This window comes from Thermomicrobium sp., assembly GCF_053493975.1.
Genome location: NZ_JBRBZA010000013.1, coordinates 1 through 16,766 on the forward strand (window position 1 = coordinate 1; position 16,766 = coordinate 16,766).

Consider the following 16,766-nt stretch of genomic DNA (forward strand, 5'->3'; position numbering starts at 1 on the left):
TCGACCAGTGCCGTGCCCGGCGAGAGTGCTCCATGGGGGGTTCGCATGCGTGTGCTCTACGTGGTCGAGCAAGGCGCCGTCCTGCGCCGCTCGGGCGAACTCCTCCTGGTCGAGCGCGATCGCGAAACGCTGGCCCGCGTCCCGCTGCTCCGCCTCCAACTCGTCCTCCTCTTCGGCAACGTCCACGTCACCACGCCGACGCTGGCCACGCTCCTCGAGCGCGGCATCGAGCTGGTTCTGCTGACCGCGGACGGGGAGTACCGCGGGCGCCTCGTCGGCCCCGAAAGTGGCTCCGCTGAACTCCGCGTGCGTCAGCTCGAGGCATCGCGGGACGAGGAGCTCGCCCTCGAACTGGCCCGCCGCTTCGTCCGCGGCAAGCTCCGCAACCAAGGGACACTCCTCCTGCGCTATCTCGACGAGCACCCGGATCTAAGCAGCGCACTCGACGCGCTCCGCGACGCGCTGCTGCGCGCGAGTCGCGCTGGCGGGCTCGGCGGACTACTGGCCAGCGAAGGATACGGCAGCGGTGCCTACTTCACCGCGTTGACACAGCTCCTCCCGGCATCGCTCGGCTTCTCCGGTCGCCAGCGCCGGCCGCCACCCGACCCGGTGAACGCGCTCCTCAGCCTCGGCTACACGCTGCTCACGCAACGTGCCGTCAGCGCACTCCGAGCCGTCGGACTCGACCCCACCGTCGGCTTCCTGCACCGATTCCGGCCCGGCCGACCATCGCTCGCTCTGGACCTGATCGAAGAGTTCCGCCCAGCGGTCGATGCCCTCGCGCTCCGACTCCTGAAAAACGGGGAACTCGAGCCCGAGCACTTCACCCCGCCCGATCCGGAGCGCGGCGTCCGCTTGACGGCCGAGGGTTTGCGCCGCTTCCTCGTTGCCTGGGAGCACTGGTGGGACCAGCCGTTGCTCGTCGGGGGAACTCGACGCCCTGCCCGGGAGTTCCTTTTCGAGCAAGCCCGTCGCCTGGCGCGGATCCTGCGAGCGCCGGCCGAGCCGTACCTCACCGTCCCGCTCGAGGCCTGGTGGGCTGATCAGCTGTCGAGCTCCGGCGACCTCGGCTGATCGCCGTGCGGCCAGGCACCTCTCCAGCCAGACGGACCGCGTCACCCTGCCCGGAAACTCCGCGCATTCCACCCACAGCACCACTCGGCGAAGGAACGCGCATGTCCCGGTGTCCGGATCGCTCGCCGCCCACAGTGCGTCCACTCGATGCTTGACACGGCCGATCTCGGCTGCTATCATACTGTCGGACAGCTTCCGACACGACAAGCCTGCGCCGGGGGCGACACGTGGCAACGGTCGAAGTCCGCAAACTCCCGACTCAGGTCGCGGTCCATCTCGGTCGCGAGCTGATCGCGCTCGCCCGCGAACCAGGCGCCGTTCTTCCCTCCGAACAGGAGATCTGCGCGCGCTACGGAGTCTCGCGGACGGTCGCCCGCGAGGCGATGCAACTGCTCGCCGGTTTGGACCTGGTCCGCATCTCGTCGGGGCGCCGCATGGAGTTGCGCCCGCCACAGGAATGGAACTACTTGCACCCGCTCTTGCTCGACATGCTCGACCCGATCGAGGTTCGGCACCTCCTCGTCGAGCTGCACGAGGTCCGGCTCATGATCGAGCCGGTCGTCGCAGCGCGAGCTGCCGGCAGCATCGGTCGGGAGCAGCTCGACCGCCTGGAGGCGACGCTCGCGGAGATGCGAGCGCTGGAGAGCGAGCCGGATCGTTACCTCGAGTGCGACCTCGCGTTCCATGCGCAGATCTGCGCAGTCATCGGGAACCGGGTGCTCGACCGGATCCTGTACTCGTGCCGCTGGCTCCTCATGGCCAGCCGCCGGGTCACCAACCGGCTGTGGGACTCGCTCGCGACCGTGACCGACGAGCACCGGGCGATCTTTCGCGCCCTGGCGGCGCACGACCCCCAGGCTGCCGAAGCAGCGATGCGGGCTCACTTGGCCGGCAATGTCCGGGCCTGGTCCCTACCACCCGATGTGATCGCGGCAGTCATCGAGCGCGCTGCTGACCCGACTCGCGAGCGAGTCGTCCCGAGCGCGAACGTGTCGACCAGAAAGGGGGAAAACGACGAGGTGATGGAAGCCGATCGCTGAGCGGGAGCCGAACGCACGGGCGGAGCACGTGAGGAAGGAGGACGGTCACCATGGAACGGATCACGCAGGTCGGCAGGAAACAGGAGCTCACGCGGCGCCAGTTGATCCGCCGCACTCTGGCGATCGGAGTCGCGCTCTCCAGCGGAGCCAGCTTGCTCGCGGCCTGCGGTGGCGGCGCGCAGCCGACACCCACTCCAGCCCCCCAGGCGGCGCAGACACCCGCGGCGGCGGCCGGCGAGGACAAGCTGGAGATCTTCAGCTGGTGGACGAACCCGGGCGAGGCCGACGGGCTGGCCGCACTCTTCGAGATCTTCAAGAAGCGCAAGCCGGGCGTGGAGATCATCAACGCCACGGTCGCTGGCGGTGCAGGCACCAACGCCAAAGCCGTGCTGGTCACCCGCATGCAGGGCGGCAATCCGCCGGACAGCTTCCAGGTCCATGCCGGTCAGGAGCTGATCGGCACCTGGGTGGTCGCTGGCAAGATGGAGCCGATCAACGATCTCTTCGAGCAGGAAGGCTGGAGCGAGGTCATGCCCAAGACCCTGCTCGACCAGATCTCGTACAAGGGCGAGTTCTTCTCGGTGCCTGTCAACATCCACCGCTCGAACATGCTCTGGTACAACAAGAAGGTCTTCGCCGACAACGGCCTCGAGCCGCCCAAGACGCTCGACGACTTCTTCGCGGTCGCCGAGAAGCTGAAGGCGGCTGGCGTCACCCCGCTTTCGGTCGGCGGCAAGGACAAGTTCGAGGTGCCGCACCTGTTCGAGGACCTGCTTCTGGCTGTCTTCGGCCCCGCCGACTACACCAAGCTGTTCAGCGAGCCCAGCAGGTGGGAGTCGGACCCGCGGGTGGATGAGGCGATCGAGGTGCTCGACCGCTTCCTCAGCTTCGCCAACGAAGACCGCTCAGCGCTCAGCTGGGCCGATGCTGCCCAACGGGTCATCGACGGGACCGCCGCGATGACCATCATGGGGGACTGGGCGTACGGCTATTTCATCAACAAGGGCGCCAAGGCAGGCGAGGTGTTCGGTTGGGCTCCTTCGCCCGGCACCGACGGCATGTTCATGTGGCTCAGCGACAGCTTCGGCTTGCCCAAGGGTGCCCCGCACCGCAACAACGCCATCGAGTGGCTGAAAGTCTGCGGCTCGCGCGAGGGCCAGGACGCCTTCAATCCCAAGAAAGGCTCCATCCCGGCGCGGACCGATCCCGACCGCAGCGTCTACGACGAGTACCTGCTCTACTCGATCGACCGGTTCGCCCAGGACGCGCTGGCCCCGAGTGTCGTCCACGGTGCGGCCGCCAACGAGGCCTACATGACGGAGTACGGAAACGCGCTCAACGTCTTCTCGGCCAGCCGCGACAAGAAGCAGGTCAAGGCGATGCTCATCGAGGCGGCTCGCGAGCTCAAGACATGAGATGCACGGTCTCGAGTCGTTCCGGCAAGGACGATCGATGGCTGGGAAGGTAGCCGAAGAAATTCGACCACGAGTGGCGCGGCGGGAAGCGGCGACGCGCGTCCGCTTCCCCCGCATCGATCGCTTCATCCCGTTCGCCGTGCTCGCTCCCTCGATCGCGGCGATCCTCGTCTTCGTTTACGGCTTCATCCTCTGGAGCACCGTCGTCTCGCTCAGCCGCTGGCAGGGGATCGTGCCCGACCTCACCTTCGTCGGCTTCCGGAACTATGCGACGATCTTCACCTCCTACCGCTTCCAGAGCGATCTCCGCAACACGATCGTCTTCACGGTCTTCTTCTTGATCGGCTCGCTCGTGATCGGGCTCCTGCTGGCGGTGTTGCTCGACTCGCGCGTCCGCGGCGAGTCGTTCTTCCGCACGGTCTACCTCTTCCCGATGGCCATCTCCTTCGTCGTGACCGGAACGGCCTGGCAGTGGCTCTTCGTCCCGGGAACGCCGCAGGAGCCGACCGGACTCAACCTGCTCTTCCAAAAGCTCGGGCTGCCCATCTTCATCGCGTGGAGCACGACGTCCGAGGTCTGGCCGAATGGTGGTTGGCAGCCCGAGTGGCTGCGGGTGCCGCTCGGCATTCCACTCGCTATGCTGCCGGTCATCATCGCGGCGATCTGGCAGATGTCCGGCTTCACCATGGCCATGTATCTGGCCGCACTGCGCGGGATCCCCGACGAGCTGCGCGAGGCCGCTCGCGTCGACGGCGCGAGCGAGTGGCAGGTGTTCCGCTACATCACCTTCCCCCTCCTGCAGCCCGTCACGCTCGCCGCGGTCATCGTGCTGGGCCACATCTCGCTCAAGATCTTCGACCTCATCATGACCCAGACCGGCGGTGGACCGGGCTTCGCCACCGACGTGCCGGGCATCTTCATGTACGAGACGACCTTCAAGAGCAACAAGTACGCGGAAGGGGCTGCGATCGCTCTCGTCATGCTGGTCATGGTCTCGGTCCTGATCGTCCCCTACTTGATCTGGCGACTGCGCACGGAGACCGAACGATGAGCGCGCGCCAGTTTCCCGTTCGCCGCTTGCGCCCCACGCGCCTGGCCATGTATGCCGTCATGGTCGGCTTCGCGCTCTTCTATCTCTTGCCCGTCTATCTGATGTTCATCACCGGGATGAAGAGCTTCGAGGAGGTGAACATCAGCCGGATGTGGGATCTCCCCTCCGGCCTGCGGTTCGATAGCTTCATCGCGGCCTGGAACACGCTCGAACGGAGCTTCCTCAACAGCTTCCAGATGGTCATCCCGGCGACGATAATCTCAAGCCTGCTCGGCTCGCTCAACGGCTACGTCCTGTCCAAATGGCGCTTCCGCGGGTCCGATGCCCTGTTCACCGCGATCCTGTTCGGGATGTTCATCCCCTATCAGAGCATCTTGATCCCGCTCGTCTTGACGCTGCAGCGCTTGGGGCTCTACGGGTCGATCCCCGGCCTCATCCTCACCCACGTCGTCTATGGCATCCCGATCACCACGCTCATCTTCCGCAACTACTACGCCTCCATCCCGACGGAGCTGCTCGAGGCGGCCAAGGTCGATGGCGCTGGGTTCTTCACCATCTACCGGCGCATCATCCTGCCGCTCTCGGCGACCGGTTTCGTCGTGGTCGCGATCTGGCAATTCACCTCGATCTGGAACGAGTTCCTCTTCGGACTCGTCATCACCAACTCGCCACAGGAGCGACCGGTCACCGTCGCGCTCCAGAACATCGCCGGCAGCCAGTACACGATGTGGAACGTCCAGATGGCCGGGGCGCTGTTGGTGGCGTTACCCACGCTGCTGGTCTATGTCCTCTTGGGACGCTACTTCCTGCGCGGTCTGCTCGCCGGCTCGCTCAAAGGTTGACGCCGCGCTCGCACGCCGCTATGTCTTTGGGCAGGTGAGCAGTGGAGCTCTTGCGCAGTGCGGGCCCTCCGGGCATTGCCGCTCGGTCGATGCGGACGAGACCGCTCGCGGCGTCATCATGCCGGTTCTGGAGGACCACAGCACCCGCGCTCGCTCCGGGATACTCGTGTCGGCGGGACGAGCGAGCAGCGCAGGGTGGGGCCGCTGGCGAGGAGACGGTTCGATGCCTCGTCATGTTCCTGATCGGGAGGAGCCGATGCTGGCCGACTCGGTACGGACTCGCGGTGCGTTCGCCCGACGGATCGCAGCGCTCACGCTGACCGAGCTGCGGTTGTACGCCCGCGAGCCGTACACGCTCTTCTTCGCGCTCCTGCTCCCGACCGTCCTCATCCTGATCTTCGGTACGATCTACGGGAACGAACCGAAGCCCCGCTACGGGGGACTGGGAACGGTCGATGTGTCGGTACCCGCCTACACCGCGATGATCGTAGCGACGGTCGGACTGGTCAGCATCCCCGTCCACATCGCGAGCCTGCGCGAGCGCGGGATCCTGCGGCGACTCGCCGTGACGCCGGTCAGCGCGCTCGAACTGCTGGTTGCGGAGGTGGTGACCGCCTTCGTCCTGACGACCATCGGCATGATGCTCCTCGTGGTCGTGGCCGACCTGGTGTACGATGTGCGCTGGCCCGACCGAATCTGGCCCGCTGTCCTGGCCTACGCCGTGAGCGCGCTCGCACTTTTCGCGCTCGGGTTCGGACTCGGCTTCTGGCTGCCCAGTGCGACGGCCGCCCAAGTCGTGGGAATGGTGCTCCTCTATCCGATGATCTTCCTCACCGGCGCTGCCCTGCCCCGCGAGCTGCTGCCGGAGCGCGTCCACCAGATCGCGCGCTTCCTCCCGCTCGATCCGGTCGTGACGCTGTTGCGCGCCGCCTGGGCCGGGCAGGCCCTGGCTGAGAACGGGCGCGCCATCCTCGGGATCGCGGCAGTGCTGGCTGCCGGTCTCGCAGCAGGCGCGGCGCGGAGTATGCTTCGCGTGCAGGAATGAGACGCGTCGCGGCCGGCAGCCGTGCCGGCCCGGCCGTGGCTTCGACCCTGCGTCGAGGAGGACCGATGAGACGGAGAGCGTTCCTCGTAGTGCTCGCCTCGCTGCCGCTCGGGATCGCCTGCCGCCGCTCGAGATCTGGGACCGCCCCCGAGGCGACCCCAGGGGAGAGCAGCGCCAGCAGTGACCCCTACGGCTACGGTACCGGCGCCCAAGCGGCGCCGACCTCCTACCAGATGATCGAGCCGTGGGCGATGCACCAGGTGCCGCTCTATCCCGGCGCCCAGCCAGGCAAACTCTCGCCGCTGGCGACCCAGGTCGAGAACGGCGGGACCATCAGCTTCGCCGTGCCCGATCCGGCCGATCGCGTGCTGGAGTTCTACCGCACGGCGCTCCCGCAGCTCGGCTGGCAGCTGCAAGCCGCTCCAGCCAACTCGATCGCTGCCAAGCGCGGTCAGGCTGCGCTGACCGTCGTCGTCAAGGGGAGCGATCAGGGGACGACCGTGCTCCTCATGCTCACCGACGCGCTCTAGTCGTGTCAAGACGACCCTCCGGGCCAGCTCCGCCCGGCCGCGCAGCGGTCGGCCGGAACAGCGGCACGAGGTCCAGGCAGCGCCCCGGCGCCAGTGCGCCGAGCGGGAGCGGAGCCGGCGGCGCATACCAGCTCGGCTCGCGTCCCGGTCGTTCCGCCGTGAGCCAACCGCGCTCGGGATCGACCACCCAGACTTCGCCGGCACCGTAGCCGAGCCACTGGTCGACCCGCCGGCGGAGGACGACACCCGTGTTCCCCGACGCCACGACCTCGATGACGAGCCGGGGCGCGTCAGTGAGCACCCCACCGCGCGCTGTCTCCCACTGCGCCGGTTCGACCACCGCGAGCGGCGCGCGCAGTTGCACTGCGCGGTAGGGACCGAGTCGGCACGGCACGTCTGCCTGCACCACCCAACGCGGCTCGAGGAGCTCGGCGAGCTGGCCAGCCAGCCACGCGAGCGGCCACGCCAGATCGTCCCAGCGTCCGCGCGGCGCGCGCCCCGCTGGAGCGCACTCGTCCTTCGCCGGTGGACGCGATCCTGCTGCAGCCGCCTCACCCTCTGCCGATCGGCCAGAGGACCGCGTCGTGCTCGTCGACAGCGGTTGCGCGGCGGACGAACGACCCACCGCACTGGACGCCGTCCGTCGGTCGCGCAGCCGGTCGGCCGCCTTCTCGTCGACCAACCACTGGGGGATGCTGGTGGGCCGCGTCGAACAGACGCCTGGTTCCGGCAAGAGGACCACCTCCACTGGGGACAGCGCTGCCTCTGAGTCTTCCGGCTCCTCCGGCTCCGGTCGGTCCGCGTCGTCTCCGTCCGCGGTGAGGAACTCGATCGCGTCCGGAGGCAGGTCCTCACCGCTCTCGTCACCGATCGGGCGCGCGGGCAAGATCCCGATCAGTTCGTCCTCCGATAGGCCGGTCTCGTACCAGGACGGATCGTCTTGAAGCGGCGCTGGCCGCACCCAGCCACCCCACACACGGACGATCTGGCTCCGCAGCGGACCGTCCAGCCAGCGGTACAGGCTTCCCACGGACGGAACTCCCTTCCTCGCAGCGTTTTCCGTTTTTATCATCGGTCGTCGAGGTGAACACTGGGGTTCTCGTGCCGAATCAGCGGAGGAAAGCAGCCGTGCTCGTGATGACGGTGTTGGGGACAGGTACCTATCAGGAAACGACCTACGTGTGGGACGATGGGGAACGCCTCCGACGATACCGGAGTGCGCTCTTCCCCGTCGCGCTCGATGCCTGGTTCGCCCCGGAACGGTCGCTCGTCCTCCTGACACCCGACAGCGCGGCGCACGCGAACTGGCGGACGCTCGAGGCGCAGCTCGGCGAGCGGGCACAGCCGGTGCTCATTCCGGCCGGGAAAAGCGAGTCCGAACTCTGGCAGATCTTCGACGCGCTGGTCACCGCCGTTCCCGAACAGGCCGAGCTGGTGCTCGACGTCACGCACGGCTTCCGCTCGTTGCCGCTCTTCGCCGCAGTCGCCGCGCTGGTTCTGCGACGATTGCGTGGAGTCACGATCCAGCGGATCCTCTACGGCGCCTTCGAGGCGCGCGACCGCGAGCGCGACGAGACGCCGGTCTTCGATCTCAGTCCCCTCGTCGATTTGGCCGAGTGGGCGAGCGGCATCGAGGCCCTCGCCCGGAGCGGCGACGGGCGCCTGCTCGCCGCGCGGATCCAGGCGACCCACAGCGACCTCTACCGCCGGCAGTCCCCAGAACTACCCCGGCAGCTGGCCAGGGTCGGCAAGGAGCTCGATTCGCTCAGCCAGGCTGCCTGGCTGGCTCGCCCACTCGAGGCACTGGCGGCCGCGTACCGCCTGAACCAGCGACTCGCGACCGCACAGCAGGAGCTGGCTCGTTGGACGCCGCCCTTCGCCGTGCTGGCTGAGCGGGTGCGCGCCGAGATCGGGCCGCTCGCCCATCCGCAGCCGGAGCAGCTCGACGAGAGCAATCTCCGGGCCCAGCTCGAGCTGATCCGCTACGCGCTCGGCAAGGGCCTGGTCCTCCAGGCAGTCACGCTGGCCCGCGAGTGGCTGGTGAGCTGGTACCTCTGGCGGACGTTTCCGGAACTGCGGCCGAGTTGGCTGCAGCGGGAGAGCCGTGCGCGGGCGGAAAACGAACTGAATGGGCTCCAGCAGCAGCTGCGGGACGGCTCGCCGCTGCTGCACGCGCTGCCCGAGCGGCGGATCGCCGAGCTGTGGGACCAGGTGGCCCAACTCCGCAACGATCTCGCCCACTGCGGCATGCGGCCTGACCCGATGCCCTCCAAGCAGACCATCGAGCGGGCGAACCAACTGGTGACCAGGCTCGCCGGACTGCTCGACCGCGACGACGCGTGAGACCGTTGGCACGACTGCTGCCACCCGCTCGAACCGATCGGTGGGCAACGGTCGGTCATCGCGTCGGGTTCTAGGCGCTGCGATCGGGTAGAGGAGGTTCGCATCACCTGGGGTAGGCTGTTGGCACCGCCCGGTTCCTGACGGTTTGGGAGCTAACGCGGATCATTTCGGTGCCGCGGAAGTGACTCCGGCAGCAGGCAGTGCCGGAACGGTCCCGAGACATCGCCGAAAACTGTTCGTACTCGTTCTCGACATTCATGAGCCGACACATCGACATCGACCAAGGTCGAGGGGGAGATCGGCACTGCTGGCCGGGAGAAAGAGGGAACGGAACGAGACATCGCACGCAGCGAGCACCGGATGACCTGCCGATCTCTCTGCACACTCCCCTGAATGCTGAATGCCTCGGCGAGCAGGTCAGCCACCACTCGCCTGAACTGATGGATCAGCTCGAGCCGATCGCGTTGACCCGGGCCACCCTCGCCAGGGCTGCCGCAGCCAACGTCGTGTCTGCGTCGGAGCCGGTCGGTACTGCCGGGGGCCCGCGACGCAGTCGAGCGTTGGCTCTGCCCGCAGACCATGCCAGATCGTGCTTTGCCGCAGCCAGTGGATCCTCGACCTCGCCGGAGCCACGCCTGCGCCGACCGAGGAAGACGAAGAGACTCGCACCCTCGACTCGCCCGACTGACCAGCGCTTTGGAGCTCGAACTCCTTCCCATGCACGCTCCATCCCCCGCGCGACTGGGGGACGATCGAGGAATTTGGTGCAGCCCCGGAATGGCTCCGCACCCCGCGACGCCGGGTAACGTCCTGCTCGACGAGCTGCACTGCACCGACCGCAGCGTACCAGACTCGGTGGATCGATCCGGACAAACTACCCACCGCCCGAGAAAGCGCGTAACGAGCCCCTGAAGGACGCGCTCTGGTCTCAGAGGACAAGCACGACCGAGTCAGCGATCTGCACCTCAGCTCAGCGCTGCCCTGCCGGGTACGGTCTCACCGGAACCGGTGGAGACGGGGGGCAGCGATGGGGACGACAACGGTTCCGTTGGGAATGACCGCTATCCCCTCTTCGTCACCGCCTTGACCGGGATCATCGTCGCCGCTCGGGAACCGGACTTCACTGACTCGGCCCGCTCGTCCGCATCCGCTTCGCCCACCAGCTGGCCACGCGACTCGATCTCCCGACCGACGGGTCCATCCCGAAAATGAGCCGACAGCTCGCGCGAGCTCGGCACCCGCGTGCTCGCCTTCGCGACGATGCTACCTGCCCGCTCAGCGGTGGCCCTCATCCCTGATCCGGCGGGCCGGCTCGCTCTCACCCGATCGAAAGCCGAGCGGGCCCTCGGCAACTGCATACTGGACTCGTCCCGATGAGTCATCCAACGAATGCCCAGTATAGGGTGCGCAAGTCAACGTGTGCACGCGCCTCTCCAGCTTCGAGACGCGACGGGCGCGCACCGATAGGGGAGCATCCGGTGCGACGATGCGAACGCTTCCTCGAGCCACGAGCGAGCAACCCGTAGCGGTCACACCGGCAAGCGCGGCGAGAGGAGTCTCAGGCGCATGTGCTCCCAACGAGCGATGAATCGTCGCGTAGCGGTAACTGTCGAGCACGCGGGCTGCGGGCAAGATCGTGACCGCACGTCTGGCCTAAGAAGCCAGAACTCGGCAGTTCCCTCCGCGCGGGCACGTCGCATCGATCGGTATCCCTCCCGAAACGCACCGACCGGGACGAGTCTCACGAAGGCGGAGACGCAGAGCGCGGGAACACCTGTGTTCCCACACCGGTGAGACGCTGAGGAAGCGTCCGGCCGGGCGCTGACAGAACTGGAGGACACGAGAGAGGAGGGAACCGTGAGCGTCTCAGCGAACGAGCCAACGGCACTGCGTCCGTGGTTGGTCCCGGCACTGCTCCTGCTCCTCATACCCGGTGTCGCCTTTCTCGCCGGCAGATTCGTTCGGGACCAGGTCGAAACTGAAGTGTGGCAGGCGATCGGCGCAGCATACGGCAGTCGAGCAGCGGGACCACGAGAGCTCTTCGATTTGGGTGAGCGTTGCGAACTTCCTGCCTGGAGCACGCTCTTCGAATGCCAGCTCTACGCCGCGGCGGGAATCCTACTTTGGAGCAGCGTTCTCACCGGTCTCTTCGCTCTCGGGCTCCTCGCCTACGTCGCCGACCGGGCCAGCCAGGCACGGAAGTCCCTGGAGCGTCTTCCGGAGTTCTTTCGCGCCGCTGTCCGTTCGCTCGGGATCGGAGCAGCGCTCCTCGGAATCTCCTTGTCGCTGCTTCTGGCTGGTTCGCTCACGCTGGTCACGCTCGTACTGTTGGAGGCCGTCCCGCGCGGGTTCGTCCTCGGCATCCCCCTCCTGGGGCTGTACACCGCCTCTCGCACGGCGAAGGCAGCACTCTCCCTCAATCGGCCGCTGGAGCACCGCGAACTAGCCCTGCCGGTCGGCCGCTCCGATGCGCCCGGCCTCTGGCGTGCGATCGATGACGTCGCTCGTCAGCTCGGTACGGAACCGCCCGACCACTTGATCGTCACCAACGAGCCGAACTGCTATGCGATCGAGGTCCCCGTGCAGACGTTGTCCGGCAGGGTCACCGGGCGCACGCTCTGTCTTTCGCTTCCGCTCCTGTATTTGTGGGACGAGGAGGAGCTGCGCTCCGTGATCGCCCATGAGCTCGCCCATTTCCACGGTGCTGACACAGGCTACTCGCGCGATTTCGCCCCCGCCTTCCGCAGTGCCACCGACGCGGTCGACGAGTTGCAGAAGGCTGTCTCCCGCGATTGGCGCGCCCTGGCCACGCTACCGCTCGTGCCCCTCTTCACCTGCACGATCGAGCGGTTCGCGCTGGCGACCGCGAGCCATTCCCGGGAGCGCGAGTTCATCGCCGATGCAGCCGGCGCCCGGGTCGCGGGCGGTCTGGCCCTGGCCACTGCCCTCCTCAAGGTCGCCTGCGCTGTACCCGCCTGGTCAGTCTATCTCGCGCGGCTCAGTGAGGAGCCGGACGATCCACCGCCGGCTGGGCAAGCGGTCGCCTGGCTGACGGCCAACCGGCTCGACGCGCCCGTACCGCCGGACTGGCTTGCGGCCGATCGCCTTCCCCACCCGATCGACTCGCACCCACCGCTCGTCCAGCGCCTCGAGCGCCTGGGCACGACGATCGACCGGGCCTGGCGAGCGGCGCTGATGCCGAACCGGCCGAGCGCCTCGCTCTTGCCACAGGCAGCCGAACTCGATCGGCGCCTCACAGAGCGGATCAGCGAACTAGCTCACCTCATCCGCTCCAAGGCACGCACGAGCGACAAAAAGTCCGAGAACGACCGTTCCTCGAGCGTCGCCTGAACCGGGCAAGCAGGTCTACCGGCTCTGGAGCACGGTAACCCGCTCGCCAACACGATCTCGCGGAAAGACACCGAGGGAACGCTCGCGTCTAGTCCAACAGAGGAGGGGAAAACCCGCGCAACGAACGATGCTGCGCGGGTTCTCCTCCTCGCTCATGCCCTCGACCTCTGTTCCTCCCGGCTCCTTTCTCCATGATTCGATCTGCTCAGCCAGGTACTCGCGCATCCGCTTGACAGGAGTCGAGGAGTGGCGTAGCGTGGAGCTAGCGGCTCCGCAGAACCCGATGAACTCCCAGGGCCAACGGATCGAGTCGCGTTGGCGAAACCCGAACGCACCAGTCGAGGGTGAAAGGAGAGCTGTCATGACGATGCACGAGGAACTCGCCTACATGAGCGCAACCGAACTCGCCCTCCGTATTCGCCGACGCCAACTCTCGCCAGTCGAGGTCGTGGACGCTTTCATCACTCGGATCGAGCAGCGTAACCCCAGCCTCAACGCCTTCGTTTATTTCGGATTCGACGAGGCTCGCCAGCGCGCTCGCGACGCCGAGCAGGCCGTTCTGCGCGGCGATCCACTCGGCCCGCTCCATGGTGTACCGACCGCGATCAAAGATCTTTTTGATTTCAAGCCCGGATGGAAGAGCACCTTCGGTGGCATCCGGGCGCTCAAAGACTATGTCGTCAACGCCTCTTGCTTGTTCGCCGAACGGGTCGAGCGCGCGGGCGCCATCGTCCTGGGCAAGACCAATAGCCCAGTCATGGGTTTCCGTGGAACCTGCGACAATTATCTCTTCGGTCCTTCGCGCAATCCCTTCGATCTTCGGCGCAACACCGGCGGTTCGTCTGGCGGGAGCGCCGCAGCCGTCGCCGACGGACTCGTCCCCTTCGCCGAGGGAACCGACGGCGGCGGCTCGATCCGCATCCCCGCCGCATGGTGCGGTGTCTACGGGTACAAGGCCTCCTTCGGTCGCGTTCCCTTCGTTTCCCGCCCCAACGCGTTCGCTGGCGACACACCGTTCCTCTTCGAGGGTCCTATCACGCGCACCGTCGAGGACGCGGCGCTCGTGCTCTCCGCAATTGCCGGCTACGATCCACGTGACCCCTTTGCGCTCGACGAGCAGGTCGACTTCCTCGCTGCCACACGCCGCTCGATCCACGGTTGGCGTATCGCCTACAGCCCTCACTTCGATGTCTTCCCAGTCGATCCCGAAGTGGCGACCGTCGTGAGCCAAGCTGTCCAGGCTTTCGCGGACGCTGGAGCCAGTGTCGAGGAGGTGCGGCTCGGGATCACCCGCCACCAGCGCGAGCTGAGCGACCTCTGGTGTCGCCTCATCATGCCGATCAACTTGTTGACGCTCGAAGGGTTCGCAGCGCAGGGGATCGACCTCCTCGGCGAGCACCGCGACGATTTTCCCCCACAGTATCTCGAATGGGTCGAGAAGACACGCTCGATGACCGCCTTGGATTTCTATCGCGACCAGTGCGTCCGCTCGGAGGTGTACGACGCGATCCAGAGCGTCTTCGAACGCTATGACCTGCTCGTCACACCGACCCTGGCCTGCCTTGCTGTGGAGAACGCCGATGACGGGAACACCGTCGGTCCACGCGAGGTGAACGGAGAGCCAGTCGACCCACTGATCGGTTGGTGTCTCACCTATCCGGTCAACTTCACCGGGCATCCGGCAGCCTCGATCCCAGCTGGGCTGAGCGCGAGCGGGTTGCCGGTCGGGTTGCAGATCATCGGGCGGCGCTACGCCGATACCGATGTTCTGACTGCGAGCGCAGTCTTCGAGCGACTACGTCCCTGGCACGAGCTCTACCAGCGCTGTGGCTCGCGCCCGCTCTGAAATCAGCGACGCGATCATCCGAGAGCGTGCGTCTTCTCGCTGCGAGAACAGCTTCGCCCCGCTCGATGGGACGACCCGCCCTCGAGCGCCCGGTGGCGCTGGTTTCTCGCACGGCTTGCCGGAGGCGACGGCAGCCGTGGCTCACCCGCACTCGTGAAGCCCGTGCACCCGCACGCCCGCACCTACTCGGGAAGACGGCCGACTCGGTCAGGAATCCTTCCCTTCCTCGCCCGCCAGCGCGCGGTAGACCAGCGCGAGCGCCGAGTGGTCGTGCTCGCCCAACCCCCGCGCCAGCATGCTGTCGAAGAGCGCCGCCACCTGCTGGGTCGCCAGGAGCGGAACCGATCGCTCGCGCGCCAAGTTCTGCGCGATGCGCAAGTCCTTCCGGTGCAGGCGAGCCCGAAAGCCGGGCGCGAAAGCACGCTCGAGCATCCGTTGCCCATGCACCTCCAGGATCCGGCTGTGCGCAAATCCACCCAAGAGCGCCTGGCGCACGCGCGCCGGATCTACCCCCGCCTTTTCGGCGAGGAGGAGCGCTTCGGCCACTGCTTGGATCGTCAAGGCGACGACGACTTGATTGCACGCTTTGGCCACTTGCCCGGCACCGGGACCACCCACGTGCGTGATGTTCTTTCCCATCGCCTGGAAGATCGGCAACGCGCGCTGGAACGCTCCTTCCGAGCCACCGACCATGATGGAGAGCGTCCCCTGCTCGGCCCCGATCTGGCCACCGGAAACCGGTGCATCGAGCGCCTCCACCCCGCGTTCCGCAAACGCCGCGTGCAGCTTGCGGGCGACCGAGGGATCGATCGTCGACATGTCGATGAAGAGACCGCCTGGCTGCATCCCCTCGATCACCCCGTTCGGCCCGAGCGCGACCTCCTCGACTTCCGGCGAATCGGGCAGCATGGTGATGACGACCGTGCTCTGTTCCGCCACCTCGCGGGGCGAGTTCGCCCCGTTCGCCCCCTGTTCGACGAACGCCTCGATTTTCCGTCGGTCTCGCGTGTAGACGGTCAAGGGGAACCCGGCACGCAGGAGGTTGCGCGCCATCGGTTGACCCATGATTCCCAGACCGATGAACCCGATCCGTTCCATCGTCGCCACCTTTCCGGAACCTCATGACCCTTTCCCAATTACCGCACCGCACGGAACTCGGCAAGAGGCCTGTTCCCGCATCTGACCAGTCGCCGGCCACCCCTACCATCGCCGCCGCGCGACGCTCGCTGGTCCCGCAGCCGGTCTCGGTCGTCACCCGGCACCGCGCAGCAGAGCCACACCGGCGAGGATCAGCCCGATGCCGGCCCAGCGGAGCACCGAGAGCCGCTCACCGAGGACGACCACCCCGAGGAGCACGGTCGACGCCGGATACAGCGAGGCGACGAGCCCGCTCGGACCGAGTGGGCCGCGCTCTGCTGCCAGCGCGAACGAGACAGTCGCCGCGACATCGAGTATCCCCGCCGCAGCCACCGCGAGCGCGCCGTTCCGCAGCAGCGACCAGTCGCCGTTCCGCCGTAGCCAGCCGGCCACGACCGTCCCGAGCAGGAGCACTGCCGTCGCTCGCGCCGCGACGACCGCGCCGAGCGGCTCCCCTTCACCCGCCAGGCCGAGCAGCGACACTGCCAGCCCCAGCGCCAGCGCTGCGGCGAGGCCGTGCGCCAGCGCGGAGAGCGTCGATTGTCCCCTCGGCGACACGCGGTCTCGGTCTCTCTCCCACGTGACGAGCGAGAGGCCAACCAGGCCCATGAGTACCCCCAGCAGGTGCTCACCTGCCAAGCTCTCGCCGGCCAGCACGCCGATGCCGACCGGCACTGCCCCACCGAGCGCGGCGACTGGTGCCACCACGCTCACCGGCCCCCGGGCGAGCCCACGATACAGGGCAGCGAGTCCAGCTACCATGGCGAACCCGGCGGCCACAGCCAGTCCTGGCAGCCTCCTCTCGCCTGACCAGGCGACCCATAACGGGAGCACGATCGCCGACCCGATCGCTTGCACCCCGAACAGGACGATGAGCAGCGGGAGACGACGCGCGGCCAAGCCAGCGAGAAAGTCCGCTGTCCCCCACGCCACTGCTGCTGCAAGAGCCAAAACGAGCCAAGCGCCGATCACGCCCGCTCACCTCGTGCCGACACCAGAAAACCGGACCACGCTACTGCGCCGAACGGCGCTACGCGAGCCTTCCTCCGGTCGCTCGACGGGTGCGGTGCGCCGATGCGCTCGCGATCGTCC

Annotated in this window: 13 protein-coding genes; 10 read left to right on the forward strand and 3 right to left on the reverse strand. The window is 67.2% G+C overall.

What is annotated here, in order from left to right; translation table 11 throughout:
* From cas1 to ACWIVK_RS02670, 7 genes are all read left to right on the forward strand, one after another.
* Positions 1–1,074: CRISPR-associated endonuclease Cas1 (gene cas1, locus ACWIVK_RS02640; RefSeq protein ID WP_448574993.1), on the forward strand; the 1,074-nt coding region annotated here is incomplete at its 5' end.
* Between the two features lie 227 nt (positions 1,075–1,301).
* Positions 1,302–2,114: a FadR/GntR family transcriptional regulator gene (locus tag ACWIVK_RS02645; protein WP_448574994.1), complete on the forward strand. Its 813-nt coding sequence runs from the start codon at positions 1,302–1,304 to the stop codon at positions 2,112–2,114.
* Between the two features lie 50 nt (positions 2,115–2,164).
* Positions 2,165–3,529 carry an ABC transporter substrate-binding protein gene (locus ACWIVK_RS02650; RefSeq protein ID WP_448574995.1) on the forward strand — a complete coding sequence of 455 codons (1,365 nt, stop codon included), beginning with the start codon at positions 2,165–2,167 and terminating at the stop codon, positions 3,527–3,529.
* 37 nt (positions 3,530–3,566) lie between these two features.
* Positions 3,567–4,580: a carbohydrate ABC transporter permease gene (locus ACWIVK_RS02655; protein WP_448574996.1), complete on the forward strand. Its 1,014-nt coding sequence runs from the start codon at positions 3,567–3,569 to the stop codon at positions 4,578–4,580.
* Complete coding sequence (locus ACWIVK_RS02660; RefSeq protein WP_448574997.1) at positions 4,577–5,422, forward strand: carbohydrate ABC transporter permease; 846 nt, start codon at positions 4,577–4,579, stop codon at positions 5,420–5,422. The genes ACWIVK_RS02655 and ACWIVK_RS02660 overlap by 4 nt, the downstream gene beginning before the upstream one ends.
* A gap of 223 nt (positions 5,423–5,645) precedes the next feature.
* The gene (locus tag ACWIVK_RS02665) at positions 5,646–6,467 is read left to right on the forward strand and encodes an ABC transporter permease (protein ID WP_448574998.1); all 822 of its coding nucleotides are present in this window, start codon (positions 5,646–5,648) and stop codon (positions 6,465–6,467) included.
* A gap of 65 nt (positions 6,468–6,532) precedes the next feature.
* A complete protein-coding gene (locus ACWIVK_RS02670) occupies positions 6,533–6,997 on the forward strand; it encodes a hypothetical protein (RefSeq protein WP_448575000.1) in 465 nt (154 codons plus the stop codon).
* Here the strand turns inward: ACWIVK_RS02670 and ACWIVK_RS02675 are convergent.
* On the reverse strand, positions 6,981–8,027 hold the full coding sequence (locus tag ACWIVK_RS02675; RefSeq protein WP_448575001.1) for a Uma2 family endonuclease: 1,047 nt from the start codon (positions 8,025–8,027) through the stop codon (positions 6,981–6,983). The two genes, ACWIVK_RS02670 and ACWIVK_RS02675, sit on opposite strands and share 17 nt — an antisense overlap.
* A 107-nt stretch (positions 8,028–8,134) precedes the next feature.
* Between ACWIVK_RS02675 and csx2 the strand changes: the two genes are divergently transcribed.
* From csx2 to ACWIVK_RS02690, 3 genes are all read left to right on the forward strand, one after another.
* Positions 8,135–9,340 carry a TIGR02221 family CRISPR-associated protein gene (gene csx2, locus ACWIVK_RS02680; protein ID WP_448575026.1) on the forward strand — a complete coding sequence of 402 codons (1,206 nt, stop codon included), beginning with the start codon at positions 8,135–8,137 and terminating at the stop codon, positions 9,338–9,340.
* A 1,857-nt stretch (positions 9,341–11,197) separates the two neighbouring features.
* Positions 11,198–12,691 (forward strand): M48 family metallopeptidase, encoded by a 1,494-nt coding sequence (locus tag ACWIVK_RS02685; RefSeq protein WP_448575002.1) that lies wholly within the window; start codon positions 11,198–11,200, stop codon positions 12,689–12,691.
* Positions 12,692–13,052: 361 nt separating this feature from the next.
* The gene (locus tag ACWIVK_RS02690) at positions 13,053–14,537 is read left to right on the forward strand and encodes an amidase (RefSeq protein WP_448575003.1); all 1,485 of its coding nucleotides are present in this window, start codon (positions 13,053–13,055) and stop codon (positions 14,535–14,537) included.
* Positions 14,538–14,744: 207 nt separating this feature from the next.
* On the opposite strand, the gene ACWIVK_RS02695 is transcribed toward ACWIVK_RS02690, so the two are convergent.
* Entirely contained in the window at positions 14,745–15,635 is an 891-nt protein-coding gene (locus ACWIVK_RS02695; protein WP_448575004.1) for a 2-hydroxy-3-oxopropionate reductase, read from the reverse strand.
* Between the two features lie 153 nt (positions 15,636–15,788).
* Positions 15,789–16,646 (reverse strand): EamA family transporter, encoded by an 858-nt coding sequence (locus tag ACWIVK_RS02700; protein ID WP_448575005.1) that lies wholly within the window; start codon positions 16,644–16,646, stop codon positions 15,789–15,791.
* Positions 16,647–16,766: the final 120 nt, after the last annotated feature.

Coding starts and splice junctions, on each gene's coding strand:
- ACWIVK_RS02650 (WP_448574995.1), top strand. CDS start 2,165: ATGGAACGGATCACGCAGGTCGGCAGGAAACAGGAGCTCACGCGGCGC.
- ACWIVK_RS02655 (WP_448574996.1), top strand. CDS start 3,567: ATGGCTGGGAAGGTAGCCGAAGAAATTCGACCACGAGTGGCGCGGCGG.
- ACWIVK_RS02660 (WP_448574997.1), top strand. CDS start 4,577: ATGAGCGCGCGCCAGTTTCCCGTTCGCCGCTTGCGCCCCACGCGCCTG.
- ACWIVK_RS02665 (WP_448574998.1), top strand. CDS start 5,646: ATGCCTCGTCATGTTCCTGATCGGGAGGAGCCGATGCTGGCCGACTCG.
- ACWIVK_RS02670 (WP_448575000.1), top strand. CDS start 6,533: ATGAGACGGAGAGCGTTCCTCGTAGTGCTCGCCTCGCTGCCGCTCGGG.
- csx2 (WP_448575026.1), top strand. CDS start 8,135: ATGACGGTGTTGGGGACAGGTACCTATCAGGAAACGACCTACGTGTGG.
- ACWIVK_RS02690 (WP_448575003.1), top strand. CDS start 13,053: ATGACGATGCACGAGGAACTCGCCTACATGAGCGCAACCGAACTCGCC.
- ACWIVK_RS02695 (WP_448575004.1), bottom strand. CDS start 15,635: ATGGAACGGATCGGGTTCATCGGTCTGGGAATCATGGGTCAACCGATG.